At 74.5% G+C, this 15,745-nt stretch carries 15 protein-coding genes; 1 reads left to right on the forward strand and 14 read right to left on the reverse strand.

Translation table 11 applies throughout. The features are described from left to right. Window positions 1-13 precede the first annotated feature (13 nt). From hisC to ACH01S_RS34990, 7 genes are all read right to left on the reverse strand, one after another. Complete coding sequence (hisC, locus tag ACH01S_RS34960; RefSeq protein WP_067902198.1) at window positions 14-1,093, reverse strand: histidinol-phosphate transaminase; 1,080 nt, start codon at window positions 1,091-1,093, stop codon at window positions 14-16. Window positions 1,094-1,133: 40 nt separating this feature from the next. Beyond that, window positions 1,134-1,502 carry a DUF6401 family natural product biosynthesis protein gene (locus ACH01S_RS34965; RefSeq protein ID WP_067902201.1) on the reverse strand — a complete coding sequence of 123 codons (369 nt, stop codon included), beginning with the start codon at window positions 1,500-1,502 and terminating at the stop codon, window positions 1,134-1,136. A gap of 22 nt (window positions 1,503-1,524) precedes the next feature. Further along, window positions 1,525-2,202, reverse strand: a complete 678-nt coding sequence (locus ACH01S_RS34970) for an NUDIX hydrolase (protein WP_067902204.1) — start codon at window positions 2,200-2,202, stop codon at window positions 1,525-1,527. A 111-nt stretch (window positions 2,203-2,313) separates the two neighbouring features. Next, window positions 2,314-3,660 carry a flotillin family protein gene (locus tag ACH01S_RS34975; RefSeq protein ID WP_067902206.1) on the reverse strand — a complete coding sequence of 449 codons (1,347 nt, stop codon included), beginning with the start codon at window positions 3,658-3,660 and terminating at the stop codon, window positions 2,314-2,316. Window positions 3,661-3,824: 164 nt separating this feature from the next. After that, on the reverse strand, window positions 3,825-4,028 hold the full coding sequence (locus ACH01S_RS34980) for an NfeD C-terminal domain-containing protein (RefSeq protein WP_067902208.1): 204 nt from the start codon (window positions 4,026-4,028) through the stop codon (window positions 3,825-3,827). A 113-nt stretch (window positions 4,029-4,141) separates the two neighbouring features. Next, window positions 4,142-4,834, reverse strand: coding sequence for a hypothetical protein (locus ACH01S_RS34985; protein ID WP_067902210.1), 693 nt, complete (start codon window positions 4,832-4,834; stop codon window positions 4,142-4,144). Between the two features lie 107 nt (window positions 4,835-4,941). Then, window positions 4,942-5,613 (reverse strand): lysophospholipid acyltransferase family protein, encoded by a 672-nt coding sequence (locus tag ACH01S_RS34990; RefSeq protein WP_067902212.1) that lies wholly within the window; start codon window positions 5,611-5,613, stop codon window positions 4,942-4,944. A gap of 406 nt (window positions 5,614-6,019) precedes the next feature. On the opposite strand from ACH01S_RS34990, the gene ACH01S_RS34995 reads away from it, so the two are divergent. Then, complete coding sequence (locus tag ACH01S_RS34995) at window positions 6,020-6,370, forward strand: STAS domain-containing protein (RefSeq protein WP_067902215.1); 351 nt, start codon at window positions 6,020-6,022, stop codon at window positions 6,368-6,370. Window positions 6,371-6,373: 3 nt separating this feature from the next. On the opposite strand, the gene ACH01S_RS35000 is transcribed toward ACH01S_RS34995, so the two are convergent. The 7 genes from ACH01S_RS35000 to ACH01S_RS35030 are packed head-to-tail and all read right to left on the reverse strand — an operon-like array spanning window position 6,374 to window position 15,643. Then, a complete protein-coding gene (locus ACH01S_RS35000) occupies window positions 6,374-7,213 on the reverse strand; it encodes a glutamate ABC transporter substrate-binding protein (RefSeq protein WP_067902218.1) in 840 nt (279 codons plus the stop codon). A 14-nt stretch (window positions 7,214-7,227) separates the two neighbouring features. Continuing rightward, a complete protein-coding gene (locus ACH01S_RS35005; RefSeq protein ID WP_246236517.1) occupies window positions 7,228-8,781 on the reverse strand; it encodes a GlnX family signal transduction membrane protein in 1,554 nt (517 codons plus the stop codon). Continuing rightward, on the reverse strand, window positions 8,778-9,512 hold the full coding sequence (locus tag ACH01S_RS35010) for an FHA domain-containing protein (protein ID WP_067902221.1): 735 nt from the start codon (window positions 9,510-9,512) through the stop codon (window positions 8,778-8,780). Before ACH01S_RS35010 ends, ACH01S_RS35005 begins: the two co-directional genes overlap by 4 nt. A gap of 5 nt (window positions 9,513-9,517) precedes the next feature. Then, window positions 9,518-10,831 carry a vWA domain-containing protein gene (locus ACH01S_RS35015; protein WP_067902224.1) on the reverse strand — a complete coding sequence of 438 codons (1,314 nt, stop codon included), beginning with the start codon at window positions 10,829-10,831 and terminating at the stop codon, window positions 9,518-9,520. Then, window positions 10,828-11,970: a PP2C family protein-serine/threonine phosphatase gene (locus ACH01S_RS35020; protein WP_067902227.1), complete on the reverse strand. Its 1,143-nt coding sequence runs from the start codon at window positions 11,968-11,970 to the stop codon at window positions 10,828-10,830. The genes ACH01S_RS35015 and ACH01S_RS35020 overlap by 4 nt, the downstream gene beginning before the upstream one ends. Window positions 11,971-11,972: 2 nt before the next feature. After that, on the reverse strand, window positions 11,973-14,432 hold the full coding sequence (locus ACH01S_RS35025) for a serine/threonine-protein kinase (protein ID WP_169809414.1): 2,460 nt from the start codon (window positions 14,430-14,432) through the stop codon (window positions 11,973-11,975). Further along, entirely contained in the window at window positions 14,429-15,643 is a 1,215-nt protein-coding gene (locus ACH01S_RS35030; RefSeq protein ID WP_067902232.1) for a hypothetical protein, read from the reverse strand. The genes ACH01S_RS35025 and ACH01S_RS35030 overlap by 4 nt, the downstream gene beginning before the upstream one ends. Window positions 15,644-15,745 lie beyond the last annotated feature (102 nt).

The raw sequence follows: 15,745 nt of genomic DNA on the forward strand, positions 1-15,745 counted from the left end.
GGCCGGGCGCGCCTCAGTTGCGGTGCGGGAAGGCCTTCGCCACTTCCAGGAACGCGTCGTTCTCCTCGGGGGAGCCGATCGAGATCCGGGCGCCCTCGCCCGGGAACGGGCGGACGCTCACGCCCCGCGCGTCGCACGCCTCGGAGAACTCCATGGTCCGGACGCCGAGGCGCAGCCAGACGAAGTTCGCCTCGGTCGGCGGGACCGTCCAGCCGTCGGCGATCAGGGTGTCGCGGACGCGGTCGCGCTCCTTGACCGTCCCCTCGACGCGCTCCAGCAGCTCGTCGGTCGCGGCGAGGGACGCGATGCCCGCCGCCTGCGCCACCGAGTTCACGCTGAACGGCAGGAACGTCTTGCGGATCGCCCCGGCCACCACGGGGTGCGCGACGAGGAAGCCGATCCGCAGGCCCGCGAGGCCGTAGGCCTTGGAGAACGTCCGCAGGATCGCGAGGTTCGGGTGGTCGGCGCAGAGGGTGAGGCCGTCGGGGACGTCGTCGTCGCGGACGTACTCGCGGTACGCCTCGTCCAGCACGACCAGGCAGTCCTCGGGGACGCGGTTCAGGAACGCCTCGATCTCGGCGCGCCCGACGACCGTGCCGGTCGGGTTGTTCGGGTTGCAGACGAAGATCAGCCGCGTCCGGTCGCTGATCGCGCCCGCCATCGCGGACAGGTCGTGCGTCTCGGCCCGCAGCGGCACCTGGACGGCCGTCGCGCCCGACAGCGACACGAGCAGGGGGTAGGCCTCGAACGACCGCCACGCGTAGACGACCTCCGCGCCCGGTTCGGCGACCGCTTCCAGGAGCATCTGCGTCATGCCGACGGAGCCGCAGCCCACCGCCACGTGGTCGGCCGGCACGCCGCAGAACGACGCGATGGCCTCGGTCAGCGCCGTCGCGTTGTTGTCGGGGTACCGGTTGACGTTCCGCGCCGCCTCGCCGATGGCGTCCACGACCGACGGCAGGGGGCCGTGCGGCGACTCGTTGGACGACAGCTTGTACGAGCGGCCCTCGGGCGACACCACGACCTTCCCGGGCTTGTAAGCCACGAACCGGTCGAGGACGGAGCGGAAGCGCGGAGTGGTTGCCTCGGACACCGTTGTCCTCCAGATTGCCTCAGGGGTTGATGATCCAAGCCTATGCAGCGTTACGCATCATCCAGCAAACCGCCACAATGCGGACGAACTCCCAGTCGTGCGTGTCCTCCGGCCACCAGCCCCGCTTGACGGCGTCCTCCGCGAAGCCCCGCAGGTAGCCCATCAGCTCGTCCGGGCCGGGCGGGGCGCCCGGCGCGCCGAGCTCGGCGCGGAGCCCGGCCACGTGCTGGTCGACGGCCGCGGCCAGCCCGGGGGACCCGGCCATCTCGGCGAGTCCCGCCTCGCCGATGTCCCGGACGAGCAGGCTGAGCGCTTCGGGCGAGTCACCGTTCATAGGGAGCGAAACTAGCAACCGTCCCGCGGTGCCCGCGACGTCCCCCCAGGTGGCGCGGGTGATCAGGACGCGCATGGCGATCAAGGCGCGCGGGTGGTCAGGACGCGCGCGGGCGCAGCATCGGCGGGCGGAGCTGCTCGGCGTCCCCGCGCCGGTAGAGGCGGGCCGGCCGGCCGCCGTCGCGGGTCGTCGTCCGGTCGGTCGGGATGAGGAAGCGGTCGGCGCCGGTGACCTTGCGGTGGAAGTTCCGGGGGTCGAGGCTCGTCCCCCAGACGATCTCGTACACGCGGCGCAGCTCGGCGACGGTGAACTCGGGCGGGCAGAACGCGGCGGCGAGCGACGTGTACTCCAGCTTCGCGCGGGCCCGCTCCATGCCGTCGCAGAGGATGCGGCGGTGGTCGAACGCGGCCCGGTCGCGGTGGACGAGCTCGTCGACGGCCGTCCACAGCACCTGCGCGCGGCTGGACGCGGGCAGGTCGGGGGCGAGGCCCAGGTAGGCGACGCTCACGACGCGCTGCCGGGGGTCGCGGTCCGGGTAGCCGTAGGTGGCGAGCTGCTCCAGGTGGATGCGGACGTCCGCGAGCCCGGCCCGCTCCGCCATCAGCCGGGACGCGGCGGCCGGCAGGTCCTCGTCGAGCTGGATGAACCCGCCCGGCAGCGACCACGCCCCGAGGTAGGGCTCCCGGTCGCGCCGCCACCGCAGCGCGCACAGGCGCTGCTCCCGCACGGTCAGCACGACGAGGTCGACGGAAACGGCGAGGCGCGGGACGGGCATGAGGGAAGTCTATGGGGGAGGCGGCCTCCGAAACCCCGTCCCCGCACGGCCTCCCGGACGCGCGAAGGCCCGGCCGCCGGAAGGGCGGCCGGGCCTCGTGCGTCGTCGGGGTCAGTCGCCGTCCTTGGACGACTCGCCCTGGATCGGCGTCGGGACGACCGAGGTGGCGCCGTTGTTCGCGTTGCCGTTCTGGATGTTCATGTTGCCGAGGAGCTGGCGGGCCAGCCCGAGGCCGGTGCCGCCGAGCGTGAGCGCCTTGGCGAGCATGTCCTCGACGCCCTGGGCGCCGTTGAGCACGACCATGTTGTCGACGTTGCCGAACACCCCGGCCCCGGCCTCGACGATCTGCGGCCACTGCTCGGCGAGCTGCTGGGCGATGACGGCGTCGGTGTTCTCGGCCAGCGCCTCCGCGCGGGCCTTGATCGCCTCCGCCTCGGCGAGGCCCTTCTGCCGGGTCGCGTCGGCCTGCGCCTCACCGAGCAGCCGGGTCGCCTCCGCCTCCCGGCTCGCCCGGAGCTGGATCTCGGTCGCCGCGGCCTGGGCCTGCGCGATGCGCTCCTCGCGCTCGGCCTCGGCCAGCTTGACCTGCTCGTACGCGCGCGCGTCCGCGGGCTTGCGGACCTCGCTCTCCAGCCGCTTCTCGGTCCGCTCGGCCTCCAGCTCGGCGTTGCGGGTCTCCTTGAGGATGACCTCCTGCCGGGCCTGCTGCGCGGCCTGCTGCACCTGGCCCTGGTACTCGGCCTTCTTGATCTCGGTGTCGCGGATGACGGCGGCGTTCTCCCGCATGGCCTCCTGCTCGCGCTGGGTGGCCTCCTGGTCGCGCTCGGCCTCGGCGATCCGGGCCTCGGACGCGACCCGCGCGGCGTGCGGGCGGCCGAGGTTCGTGATGTAGCCGGTCTCGTCGTCGATCTCCTGGATCTGGAGCGAGTCGACGATCAGGCCGAGCTTGCTCATCTCGTCGGCCGCCGAGCCGCGGGTCTCGGACGTGAGCCGCTCGCGGTTGAGGATCAGGTCCTCGACGGTGAGGTTGCCGATGATCGAGCGGAGGTGGCCGGTGAACAGCTCGTGGATCGCGCCGTCCATCGACTTCTGCTGCTCCAGGAAGCGGCGGGCCGCGTTGGCGATCGACACGAAGTCGTCACCCACCTTGTAGATCACCACGCCGCGGACCTTCACCGGGATGCCCTGCTGCGTCACGCAGTGCACTTCGAGGTTCGCGGCCCGGCTGTCGAGCCGCAGCCGCCGGGACGTCTGGAACCCCGGCAGCACGGACGTGCCCTTGCCAGTCACGATCTTGAACCCGAGGCTGTCCACGCCGTCGATCGGCTTGGACTTGGCGCCGAGCCCGGAGATGATCAGGGCCTCGTTCGGTTCGGCGACCCGCCAGACCATCTTGAACAAGATGATCAAAATGATGAGCGCGGCGACGACGGCGATCGCCAGCACGGCGACGGGCATAGCGGCGTCCTCCTCTTCGGTTGTGGGCGGCGGGCCCCCAGGTCAGGCACGACCGCGTTTCCCAGTAGACGCACTGGACGATCGTTCGGTTCGCCTTTGTCGCGGCCTATAGCGGCGCATTCCGCGCTTTATCGGCAAAGTGCGGTACGGATGGGGCCGGTGCGCTACTGACCGAGCGCCGGGGCCACGTACACCGTGCGCGGCGGGTGGTACTCGACCACCACGATGATCACCCCGACCCCGATCTCGTCGCGCGGGTCGACGGGGTGGGCGTAGAACGCCTCGACCCCGCCGCGGACCGGGATCATCACCTCCCCGACCAGGCCGGGACCGATCCTGCCGGTGACCCGGCCCTCCTTACCGATCAAGGGGATCTCCTCGCTGGTCCGCCGCCGGGCGGAGCCCGCTCTCCGCGCCGTACAAGGCGAACGGTATCCGGAAGTTCGCGCCGCCCGCACCGCGCCCGGGGCCGTCCCGGGGGCTAGGAGAGGATGCGGCGGGCCTGGGCGAGGGACGCGCGGGCGAGGTTCTCGGCGTCGGCGCGGGTCGCGGACGGGCCGAACACGGTGACCGTCCCGAGGTAGTCGCGGTCGCGGAAGACGACGTACCAGGTGCGGGCGCGGGCGGCGCCCGCGACGGTGCCGACGCCGACCGTCCGGGAGCCCGCGCCGATGTCGCCGCGCGGCGACTCGACGACGCGGTGCTCGGCCCAGTGCGAGCCGACCTTGGTGCGGAACCGCAGGCAGCCCGCCGGGACGCGGGCGTTGACCTGCTTCTCGGCGTCCGCCGCGGACATCCCGATCAGCGTCTCGGTGACCGTCTGGCCCTGCCGCGCGAACGTGACGAGGGCGGCGGGCGCGTCGGCGGGGACGTCGGAGCCGGGACGGCCCGTCCCGCAGCGGGGCTTGTCCAGCACGGTCTCCCGCTGGACGCGCGCCGAGTTCTGGATCGCGGCGAGCGTCCCGTACTCGCCGGAGTCGGGCTCGCCCGCGCGGCGGTGCCCGGGGACCTCGGTGAGCAGCGCCTGGCCGAGCTGCGCGGAGGTGTAGCCGGGGGCCGCGACCTCGGCGGGCGCGGTGCCGCGCACGGGCTGCGCGCGTTCCGCGCCCGCGCCGCACGCGGTGACCGCGGCGGCCGTCGACACCAGCATGATCGGGAGGAGCCTGTGCGCCATGGCGGCGACACTAGGCGCACCGGGCGCGCGAGGGCGCGGACGACACGCCTTCCGGACGAACCCGACGTCCGAATCGTCCCGGAAAGCGGGCGAGGGACGGGGGCGGGTCAGCCTTGCTCGGCGCGGTCGTTGTACTCGGCCGCGTACTCCTGGCCGGACATCTTCTGGATCGTCTCGACGATCTCGTCGGTGATCGCACGGCGCGCCTTGGCGGGCGGCAGGTCGCGGTAGTGGGAGAAGTCCATCGGCGGGCCGATCCGGACGGTCGGGCGCGGCCCGAACACGCGCGGCAGCGACGCCCCGATCGGCTGGATCTTCTCGGTGCCCTCCAGCGCGACGGGCAGCACCCGCGCGCCAGACTCCAGGACGAGCCATCCCACGCCGGTGCGGCCCCGGTAGAGGCGCCCGTCCGGGGAGCGGGTGCCCTCGGGGTAGATCGCGAACGCGCCCGCGTTCTCCAGCACCTCGGCGGCCTGCTCCAGCGCGCCCATCGCGGCGCGCCGCGCGCCGCGCCGGACGGGGACGTGCCCGAGGTTCGTCAGGAACCAGCGGACGAACCCCTTCTTCACGCCGCCGCCCTCGAAGTAGGCCGCCTTGGCGATGTAGGTGACCGGCCGCGGGACGGCGAGCGGGATGATGAAGCTGTCGATGAACGACAGGTGGTTGCTCGCCACGATGAGCGGACCGTAGTTGGGCACGTGCTCGCCGCCCACGACCCGCGGGCGGAAAAGCAGCCACAGGATCGGACGCACCACGCGCGTCATGAACGTGTAGAACACCCAGCCTCCCGATTTCGCCACCGCCACTGTAACGTCTGCGCCGGTCGCGGCCCCGGCAGCGCCCGCTTTGCCCGCGCGGGGCGGGTCGGAATGGCCGGACCGCAGGTCACGACGGCTACCCGACGCCTTATCCAGCAGTCCTTACTAAACAGTAAGTTTCCCTTCAGTACGTTTTTGCCCCGTTTCTCGGATGTCGCGGGACGGGTCCGGCCGCTCCGCCGGTTCCGTCGGGTAGGGTCGGCAACGTGGTGTCCGGCCGGAGTTACCGGTGCGTGTCACGGCCTCGGCCGCCGCGGGGCGACCTGGCCCTTTTCCCGAGAAGAGCTTGGATTGCGCGCACCGGTGCGCAATCCTGAGGAGTCACCTGAGTTGGCCGGGTACCACCGGAGTGGGGCGTGAGGTGACCATGGATTTCGACGTCAACCTGATGCGCGACGACCGCTGCACCCTCGTCCGGGTGAAGGGCGACATCGACGTGGTGTCCCGGGCGCGCTTCGAGGAGGCGCTGTTCGAGGTCGTCGAGTCGGGCGAGCCGTTGGTCGTCGACATGCGCGAGGTCACGTTCTGCGACTCGACCGGGCTGAACGCGATCGTCGCCGCGAACCGGCGGGCCGGGGAGCGCGGCACCGCCGTCCATCTGGTGGCGCTGCCGCCGCGGGTGCAGCGCGTCTTCCGCATCACCGGGATCGACAAGTTCATCCCGATCTACGACACGCTGCGCGAGGCGCTCGGCGCGCTGCCGTCCACCACCCGCTAGGGGTCAGGAGCAGCCCTCGAACTGGGGGACGCTCGTGTTCAGCTTGAGGCCCGACCTGCCGAACCACTTGTTCAGCAGGCGCTGCGCGGTGCCGTCCTGGTACATGGCGGTGATCGCGCGGTTGACGACCTCGCAGCCCTTCAGATCGCCCTTCTTGAGGCCGACGCCGTACTTCTCGTCGGTGAACGGCGCGTTGATCATCCGTCCGGAGCGGCCCGCCGCGAACCCGGCGAGGATCAGGTCGTCGGTCGAGACGGCGTCCAGGCGGCCGGCGGCGAGGGCGTCCATGCAGGCCCCGTAGGTGTTCACGGTGACGGGCCGCGCGGCGACCTTGCGCTCCTCGATGACGCGGCGCCAGGAGTTGGAGCCGGTCACCTCGCAGATCCGCTTGTCCTTCAGGTCGCGGACGTCCTTGATCGAGGCGGCGTCGGCGCGGACGAACGTGTCCTGGTGCGCGACGTAGTACGGGCCCGCGAAGGTGACGTTCATCTTGCGCTTGGCGGTGATCGAGTACGTCGCGACGACCATGTCGACGGTCCCGTCCGCGAGGGCCTTCTCGCGGACGGAGGAGTTCGTCGTCCTGAACGTGAGCCGGCTCGCCGGGACGCCGAGCCGCGCCGCGATGTAGGTGGCGACGTCGACGTCGAAGCCCTCGTACGTCCCGTCCTGGCGCTTCACGCCGAGCGCGGGCTGGTCGGCCTTGACGCCGATGACCAGGGAGCCCTTGTCGGCGACGCTCTCCTCCTCGGTGCCGCCGAGGCCGCAGGCCGCCGGCGCGGAGAGGGCCGCGGCGGTCGCCAGCGCCGCGGCGGCCCCGCGGAACGCTCGTCGGTCGGCACGCATGTCTTCGTCTCCCCTCAGCGGAACTCGGCCAGCCGGCGCCGGACGCCGAGGAAGATCAGCAGGGCGAGCGCCGCCCCGCTCGCGGCGGGGACGGCGGTCCAGCCGCGCAGCCCGCCGTCGGCGTCCTCGATCGCCGTGTCGAAGGCGTCCTGGTGGACGGCGGTCAGCGAGCTGAGCGCCGCGTCGTAGGCGGCGAAGTCGCGGATCGCGCCGGACGTGCGGCCCATCCGCCAGTCGACCGCCCCGGTCCGGTTCCCGGCCGAGGCGAGCCGCCGCATCTGCGCGTCGTTGCGCTGGACGTTCCGGTAGGCGTCCAGCGTCTTCTGCAGCGCGTCGGCCTCCCGCCCGTGCCCGACCGCGCGGGCCTCGTCGCCGAAGAACCCGAGGAACGGGACGCTTTCCTGCCCCGCCTTGTACGAGCCGAGCCGCTGGTCGAGCCCGGAGTAGTAGTTCTCCAGGTTCACGGGCCGGTCGCCGAGGTCGGGGTAGATCACCGACAGCGACTTGTCGAGGTAGGTCTGCTCGTAGGTGTCGGCGCGCCCGGGGTCGAGGAGGTAGCGGCTCTCGTCGGCGAACGCGCTGTGGCTGATCGCGCGGGCCCGGGAGAGCTGGAGGATGGAGTCGAATCCGTCCTCCTTGGCCTTCCTGATGTGCCCGGCCTGCGCGGTCAGCAGCCCCGCGCCGACGGCGGTGAGGGCGAGCGCGCCGAGCGTCGCGAGGACGAGCGCCGGGTTGAGGACGCGGCGGAACGTCCGCGCGAGGTAGAGCTGCGTCGCGACGAGCAGCAGCAGGACGATCAGCCCCGTCACGGCCACCCAGGTGCGGCCGGACAGCACCGCCGAGCGCTTCGTCTCGTACGCCTGCCGGACGTGGGCGCCGCTGTCCAGCGTGATGTTGTACGCCTTCGGCAGGAGCTGGAGCTTCATCAGGTCGGTCGCGTCGCGGTAGGCGTCCACGACGTCCGGCGGCGCCTCGCCCGGCGGGTGCCCGGACTGGTCGTTCTGCTTCATCGCCGCGCCGACGAGCCGCTCGTAGCGGCCGAGGCCGTCCAGCACCTCCTGGACGGTGCGGCGCAGCGCCGGGTCGCGCCCGGCGAGCTGCGCGGCCTGCACCGCCGCCGCGTCGGCCTCCGCGCGGCGCCGCTCGTACACCCGCAGCGACTCGGCGTAGCCGATGCCCAGGTTGTGGTCGCGCCCGATCAGCAGGATGTTGGCGACCTGCGCGTCCATGTCGCTGAGCGCGAAGTACAGCGTGCCGGTCGCGACGACCTGCGGGCCCGCGTCGTGCCCGATCGTCTGGACGGAGTCGCGCGCGTTCCCGATCGCCACCGTCAGCACGGCGAGCAGCGCGACGATCGCGGCGAGGCACAGCGTGACGTGGGTGCCGATCCGGCCGGGGATCGTCCGCAGCCAGCGGCCGCGGACGAACGTCGTCAGGCGGCCGGCGCGGCGCGGGGCGCGCTCGGCGGGCGGCCGGGACGGGGGCTCGGGTGCGGGCGGCGGCGCCGGGGGACGGGACGCGGGCGGGCCCGGTCTGACCGGCGAGCCCTGCGAGGGAGTCAGCGTCATGGCGGGCCTTCCTGCAAGAACAGCGTGATGGTCGTCCAGGCCCCCACGTGGATGCGGTCGCCGTCGGCCACCGGGACCGGCACGTTCACGCCGATCGGGTCCGCCGCGTCGTTGAGCGTCGTGCCGTTCCTCGAACCGGGGTCGACCAGGCGCCAGGTCCCGTCCGGCTGGGCGAGCAGGACGGCGTGCAGGTGCGAGACGCCGGGGTCCTCCGGGGGCGCGCTCAGGTCGATCTCCGGGAGGAGCGCGCGGGACGTGCTGCGCCGCCCGATCCGGACCTGGTCGCCGATCAGCGGGACGCGCCGCTCCGGGCAGTACGGCGGGAACGCCAGCCCCGCCGCGTCCGGGCCCATCTGCGCGACGACCGTGTCGAAGTAGGCGCGGTCGGCGGTGATCAGCGCGGACGGGCCGGGCGGCGCCGGGCGGGGCGGGCCTTGCGGGCGGCGCGCCTCCGCCGCCGCCGCCGGGCGCGGCCGGACGGCCTGCGCCGCCGCCAGCTGGACGGTGTGCAGGGCGCCCTTCTCGAAGTCGTAGCCGTCGGCCTCGCAGAAGCGCCCCGAGCGGGGGGCGCCGCAGTGCGGGCAGGTCGGCGCGGGCGCCGTCGCCGGGGCGGGCGCGGGCGCGGGCTCGGGGTCGGCGAAACGGGCGCGTGGCGCCCCGTCCATGAGGTCGCCGCACACGTCGCAGTAGTCGGCGGCGTCGGACGCGTGCCCGCTCGGGCAGACCGGCATGGTCCTCAGCCTCCTCCCCCGGCGTCGTCCTGGCGAGTCCGGACGGTGCGGACGGACCGGGTGTCGAGCGACATCTCGTCCGCCTTCGCCACCTCGCGTTTCAGCCGCACCGTGCCGCGCGCCGGGTCGATCACGTCCACGACCTTGTCGAGCAGGTCGGAGATCTGCTCGTTGCCGACCTCGCGGGCCAGCACGACGGCGCGGCCGAGGCGGGCGGTCGCGGTGTCCTCGTCGCCCTCGCGGCGCGCCTCAAGGCCCTGCTGGATCGCGTCGGCCAGCTCGGACTGCCCGGTATGGTGCGCGACGCGGCCGTTGATGCGAGTGGACATGGCCTCGTCGTCCGTCCACTCGGCGAGGACGTTCCCGGACGCCAGCACCGCGTCGCCCGCGAGCAGCTTCACCCACGCGGCGCGCATCTGCCGTCCGATGTCGCCGGGCTCCACCTCGACGCACAGGTGGTACTCGCGGGCCTCGTCGCCCCACGCGCCGAGGGGGTAGTCGCCGGTCTGCGTCCCGGACTCGACCCGGCGGCCGGTCAGGTCCTCCACGGCCGGGACCATCTGCTTGACGAACCGGAGCCGCGCCTGCCGGGGCGTCCACACGCGCAGCGCGACGCCCGCGACCTCCTTGCCCATCGCGGCCCTGGTCATGGCGAGGAAGTCGGCCTCCAGGTCGGCCGGGTCCGGGACGTCGAGGAACCCTCCGAGCAGTGCCGAGGAGATCTTGCGCAGCTCGGCGACGTCCCAGTCGGTGCCGACGCCGCGCGCGTCGCAGAGGAAGCGGCCCGCGCAGACGCGGAGCGCGGCGTCCAGCTCGGCGGCGGTCTCGTGCTGGTTCTTGCCGTCGGTCAGCAGGATCGCGTGCTTGACGGCGTCGTCGTCGTTCCCTGAGAACAGCCGCTCGGCGAGGCGCAGCCAGGAGCCGATCGCCGTGCCGCCCGCGGCCTCCAGGCGGCCGACCGCGTTCACGGCGCCGCGCCGGGACGTCTCGCTCGCCTCGACGAGCCGCTCCGCCTGCGGGTAGACCATGCGCGGCTGGTTCGCGCCCGCGACCACGGCGAAGCGCACGCCGTCGCGCAGCACGTTCACGGCCGCGCGGGCCGCCCGCTTCGCCGCCGCCATCTTGCCCCGGTAGGACATCGAGCCGGACGTGTCGATGATGATGATCTCGGCGGCCGGGGCGCGGCCCGGTCCCGCCGAGCCCGCGCCGCCGCCGGACGAGCGGGCCTCCACGGTCACGATGGCGTGCATCTCCCGCCCGCCCGCCGGAAGGTAGGGGTTCTGGTCCACGCGGACCGTGAACTCGGGGACTTGGCTCATCTGCCCGGCTCCCTGCTCGTCGGATAGGGGATCACCGCGACCGTGACGTTGTCGTGCCCGCCCGCGTCGAGCGCCGCCCGCAGCAGCCGCCGCGCCGCCCCCGCCGGGCCCGCGGGGTCGGCCGCGCCCGCGGCGAAGGCGACGGCCGCGAGCGCGGACGGTTCCGGCAGATGGTTCCACAGGCCGTCGCTGCACAGCATCACCAGCCCGGGGACGGCCGGGCGGAACGCCGTCACCCGCGCCTCGACCGCGCCCGCGTCGGCGCCGAGCCACGCCGTGAGGACGTGCGCCCGCCGGTCCGCCCACGCCGCCGCCTCGCTCAGCTCGCCGCGCTCGACCATCCGCGCGGCCCAGGAGTCGTCCCGCGTCAGGAGGGACGAGCCGCCGGGGGCCAGCCAGTAGGCGCGGCTGTCGCCGACCCAGCCGACCGTGACGCCCGTCCGGTCGACGACGGCGGAGACGAACGTGCAGGCGGGGGCGTCGTCCGGGTTCCGGCCGGTGGCGAGGCTCGTGACGACCTCGGCGGCCCGCTCGGCGGCGGCGCGGGTGGCGGCGCGCGGGTCCATGCCGACTCCGACGCGTCCGGACAGGACGGCCGCCGCCGCGTCCGCCGCGCGCCTGGACGCCTCGTCCGAGCCGGGCGCCGTCGCGACCCCGTCGCACACCACGGCGCACGCCCCGGCGGGCAGCGCCGCCAGGGAGACGGCGTCCTCGTTGCGGCGCCGCCTCAACCCGCGGTCGCTGACGGCGGCGGCGAGGGGACCGAGGTCGGTCTCCACGTGCCCGCGCGCGCTGTCGGCCGACGACGCCCGCCTGAGCCCGCACTCCTCGCAGTACCCGTCCGCGCCGATGACGCCGCCCCCGCAGTCCTCGCACTCGGAGATGACCGGCAGATCGGCGCGAGTGGCCCTCGCCCCGGCCGGGGCGGGCCGCTCCGCACGCGTCACCGGCGCCGCGTCCCCCGGCGGCTGGACGGGCCGCGCCGCGGGGGGCGCCGGTGGCATTCCCCCCGGCCCGGACGGGTGGACGGGCGGCGCCGGGGCGGGGCGGCCGCACTGCTCGCAGAAGCGCTCGCCGCGGCGGACGGGCTGGCCGCAGCCATGGCAGGGCCCGGCGTGGGTGTGCTGGTCCGCGTCCATCGTCAGAACAGCGTCCTTGGGCGGACGGCGTTGGCCCGCTTGACCATCGCGTGCCGGTGGCCGGCGTCGTCGGCGAACCGCGCGAGCGTCCGGTAGGTCGCCTCCAGCCGCACGCGGAGCGGGTCCTCGCGCATCTCGGTGCCGAGGACCTGGCCGCGGAACCCGGCGGGCACGGTCCGGCCGGTCAGCACGAAGGCGAGCGCGGCCTCCAGCACCTCCGCCTCGAACGCCGCCGCCCGCTCGATGCCGAGCCGCAGGGAGGAGAGCCGCCGTCCCGCCTCGACCAGGGACGCGGCGTCCAGCTCCGTCGGCCCCCGGCCGCGCACGGCGGCGGCGACGGACGCGAGCTGCGCCGCCAGGTAGTGGCTCGAAATGCGCGGGACGGAGTCGAGCACGTGCTCGGCGGCCAGCCGGTCGCGGGCCGCGAGCCGGGCCCTGGCCAGCCCGAACGCGGCGCTGACATGGGTCGGGTCGGTGCGCCAGACCGTCTCGTAGAAGCGTTCCGCGCGGGGCAGGTCGCCGAGCGTCTCGTGGCAGAACGCGAGCGCCAGCTTCGGCGCCTGCTCGCCGGGCGCGAGGTCGTACAGGTCGTTGAAGACGGCCACCGCCTCCCGGCCGCGCCCGCCCGCGAGGGCACGGACGCCGCGGTACCAGTCGACGCGCCAGTCGTCCGGGTCCTCGGCGGCGAGCTCTTCGAGGAGCCGGTGCGCGCCGTCCAGGTCGCCCAGCTCGATCCGGACCCGGACCAGCGCGACCCGCACCTCCCGGGACGCGACCGGCGCCGCGCTCAGCGCCGCCGCGAGGTCGCCCGGGTCGCGGGCGGTGAGCCCGGCGAGGAACGCGGCGGCCGGGTCGGACCCGTAGACGAGCGGGACGGGCAGCGCCGCCGCCGCTGCCGCCGGGGCCAGCGGCACGAGGATCGGCGGGGCCGCGGCGCCGGGCCGCGCGCCGTCCGGGCCGAGGCCCTCGACGATCTCCGCGCCCGCGGTGTGCTGCTCCGGCCCGAACAGCGGGGACGGCGCGGGCCGCGGATGCCCGTCCTCGGCGGACAGCACCTCGCGCAGCACGCCCGTGAGCTGCTCGGCCATCTCCGCCGCGCTCTGGAACCTGCGGGCCGGGTCGGGGTGCGTGGCGCGGCGCAGCAGCCGGTGGTAGGACTCGTGCCGCTGGAACAGCGGCACCTCCTCGCGGGGCGGCAGGCTGCGCAGGTGGCGTCCGGTGTAGCCGCGGAACGGGAAGCTGAGCACGGCGAGCGTCCGGCCGACCGTGTACAGGTCGGACGTGACCGACGGGCCCTGCGAGCTGATCTCGGGGGCCTGGTAGCCGGGCGTGCCGAAGATCGGGCTGTCCACGTCGAACGCGCGCCGGACCCCGCCGAGGTCGATCAGCTTGAGCTGCTCCTCCGACTGGATCGCGTTGTCCGGCTTGAAGTCGCAGTACAGCAGGCCGACGCCGTGCAGGTAACCGAGCGCGCTCAGCACTTCGAGGCCGTAGGCGATCACCTGGCCGAGCGGCAGCGACGCCGAGTCGCCGTGCTCGCGGCGGACGCTCAGCAGGATGTCCTTCAGGGACCGTCCGCCGACGTACTCCATCACGATGTAGCCGGAGCCGCCGTGCTGGACGAAGTTGTAGATCTTGACGATGTTGGGGTGCTCGACCTCCGCCAGGAACGCCCGCTCGGCGGTGGACGCGGCCATCGCGTCGGCGTCCCCGAGGTCGAGCAGGCCCTTGAGCACGACCCAGCGGTCGCTGACGTTGTGGTCGCGGGCGAGGTACACCCAGCCGAGCCCGCCGTGCGCGAGGCAGCCGAGCACCTCGTACTGGCCGCCGATCAGCTCGCCGGGGTGGAGCTTCGGCGTGAACGAGAACGGGTGCCCGCAGTTCGCGCAGAACCCCTCGGTGCGGCCGGGGCGGCCGTCCCGGCTGCGGCCGACCTTCTCGTCGCAGCGGCTGCAGAAGCGCCGGTTCTCCGGCACCTCCGGCTTCGCCATGACCGCCGACGCCGGGTCGCGGGCCGGGACCGGCGGGACGTCGACCAGCCCGGCGCCGAGCATCCCGCGCCGCCCGGACCCGCTGGAGCCGCCCGAGCCCCGGGTGCCGCCGCGCGAGGCCGTCCGCCCGGAGCCGAGGCTCCGCGACCCGCCGGTCGCCGCCGACCCGGCCGAGACGCCGCTCGGACCGCTCGGGCCGCTCGGGCCGCTGGAGCCGTCCGGGCCGGGCGGCTGCGGGGCGGACGGCTGCCTGGTCGTCGGCGGCGCCACCGGAGTCCGCGTCGTGACCGGAGCGGGCGTCACCGGCAGGATGGGCTGCGAAGGCCGCGACGGCCCGGCGGACTGGGCTGACGCGGCAGACGAGGCCGATGGGGTTGACGGGGCGGACGGGGCCGGGGCCATGCCGCAGGTGTCGCAGAAGCCGTCCGGCTCCACCTCGCCGGTGCAGCCGGGCTGGGCGCATCGGTTCATCGCCGGGACCCCGTCTCGCTCTCGCACGCGCGCAGCGCCCGCTGGAACTCGGCGAGCACCGCCGTCGCCCGCCGCAGGTCGCAGGGCGCCGTCCACAGCACGTCCCGGGCCTCCCCGTACAGCTCGGTGAGGTGCTCGTCCTCGACGACGCCGAGCCGGGCGGCCTTGGCCCGGTACGCCTCCAGCCGGCCGCGCAGCTCGCCGCGCCGGTCCAGCAGGCCGGCGCTCAGCCGCAGGTCGCCGCGCGCCCGCTCCAGCGCGTCGGCGGCCGCCCGCTCCAGCTCGGCGAACCGCCCGGCCATCTCGACCCAGCGGCCCGCCTCGCGCAGCCGCTCCAGCGCGGCGAGCCGGTCGCGGAGCCCGCCGCCGAGCCCGCACGACGGCGCGGGCAGGTTCGGCGACTCGATCTTGCTGAGCGCGGTGCGGTGCGCCTCGTGGGCGCGCCGCTCGGTCGCCTCGATCTCCTCGACGGACGCGGTGACCCGCGCGATGAGCTCGTCGTAGTCGTCGCGCATGCGGGCGACCCCGGCCAGCTCGTCGCCGAGTGAGGTGAGGATCGTGCGGACGCGGTCGAGCCGGGTCGTGTCCGGGGCCCCGTTCCGGACGAGCGACAGCGGGTCGGTGCGGATGAGGCGGCCGAGCGCGGTCAGCTCGCGGCCGACCCGGTCGAGCTCGGGGTGGCGGGTGCCGTCCAGGGAGTGCGCGAGGCGGGCGGTGCGGCGCCAGCTCTCCTCGGCCTCCTCCAGCGGGACGAGCAGGGCCGTCCAGGCGGCGTCGGCGGCGGCGATCTCGCCCGCGACGAACGTGTACGCCTCCGACATCAGCGCGACCGCCTCCTCCAGCGTGACCCGCCGCTCGTGCGGGCCGAGGAGGGTGCGGTCCTGGAGGGGGATCTCGCCGTCGGGCAGCTCCACCGACAGCCCGGACAGCATCCCGGACAGCTCCACCAGCGTCGCCGCGTCCGGCCGCGGGTTCCGGTCGCGCAGGTCCTGTGCCGCCTCCAGGACGCGCTGGTACGCGTCGAACAGCGCCCACAGGGACGTCATCCGCGTCTTCGCGTCCTCCCAGCGCCGCCACGTCTCGCCGGTGAGCCGGGCGCCCTCCAGCAGGCGGCTGCCCTCGTGGCCGTCGAGGTCGAGGAGGGAGGCGGAGATCCGGTCGCGTTCCGCGCGGAGCGTCCGCAGGGCATGGTCGACGCCCTCCCGGCTCATGGGCGCGGTGGGCCCGGCCCCGCTATGGTCCAACGTCAGCCCCGCGTTCGCTCTCCTACGGACCCCCTGAGCATGCCCGGTACGGCGGTCTGGGAGCACGGA

This window comes from Actinomadura chibensis NBRC 106107, assembly GCF_001552135.1.
Classification (GTDB): Bacteria; Actinomycetota; Actinomycetes; order Streptosporangiales; family Streptosporangiaceae; genus Spirillospora; species Spirillospora chibensis.

Bases quoted from the DNA above. Each gene is read 5' to 3' on its own strand.
- ACH01S_RS34965 (WP_067902201.1), bottom strand. From the start codon at position 1,502: ATGCGCGTCCTGATCACCCGCGCCACCTGGGGGGACGTCGCGGGCACC.
- ACH01S_RS34970 (WP_067902204.1), bottom strand. From the start codon at position 2,202: ATGCCCGTCCCGCGCCTCGCCGTTTCCGTCGACCTCGTCGTGCTGACC.
- ACH01S_RS34975 (WP_067902206.1), bottom strand. From the start codon at position 3,660: ATGCCCGTCGCCGTGCTGGCGATCGCCGTCGTCGCCGCGCTCATCATT.
- ACH01S_RS34985 (WP_067902210.1), bottom strand. From the start codon at position 4,834: ATGGCGCACAGGCTCCTCCCGATCATGCTGGTGTCGACGGCCGCCGCG.
- ACH01S_RS34995 (WP_067902215.1), top strand. From the start codon at position 6,020: ATGGATTTCGACGTCAACCTGATGCGCGACGACCGCTGCACCCTCGTC.
- ACH01S_RS35000 (WP_067902218.1), bottom strand. From the start codon at position 7,213: ATGCGTGCCGACCGACGAGCGTTCCGCGGGGCCGCCGCGGCGCTGGCG.
- ACH01S_RS35005 (WP_246236517.1), bottom strand. From the start codon at position 8,781: ATGACGCTGACTCCCTCGCAGGGCTCGCCGGTCAGACCGGGCCCGCCC.
- ACH01S_RS35010 (WP_067902221.1), bottom strand. From the start codon at position 9,512: ATGCCGGTCTGCCCGAGCGGGCACGCGTCCGACGCCGCCGACTACTGC.
- ACH01S_RS35015 (WP_067902224.1), bottom strand. From the start codon at position 10,831: ATGAGCCAAGTCCCCGAGTTCACGGTCCGCGTGGACCAGAACCCCTAC.
- ACH01S_RS35020 (WP_067902227.1), bottom strand. From the start codon at position 11,970: ATGGACGCGGACCAGCACACCCACGCCGGGCCCTGCCATGGCTGCGGC.
- ACH01S_RS35025 (WP_169809414.1), bottom strand. From the start codon at position 14,432: ATGAACCGATGCGCCCAGCCCGGCTGCACCGGCGAGGTGGAGCCGGAC.
- ACH01S_RS35030 (WP_067902232.1), bottom strand. From the start codon at position 15,643: ATGAGCCGGGAGGGCGTCGACCATGCCCTGCGGACGCTCCGCGCGGAA.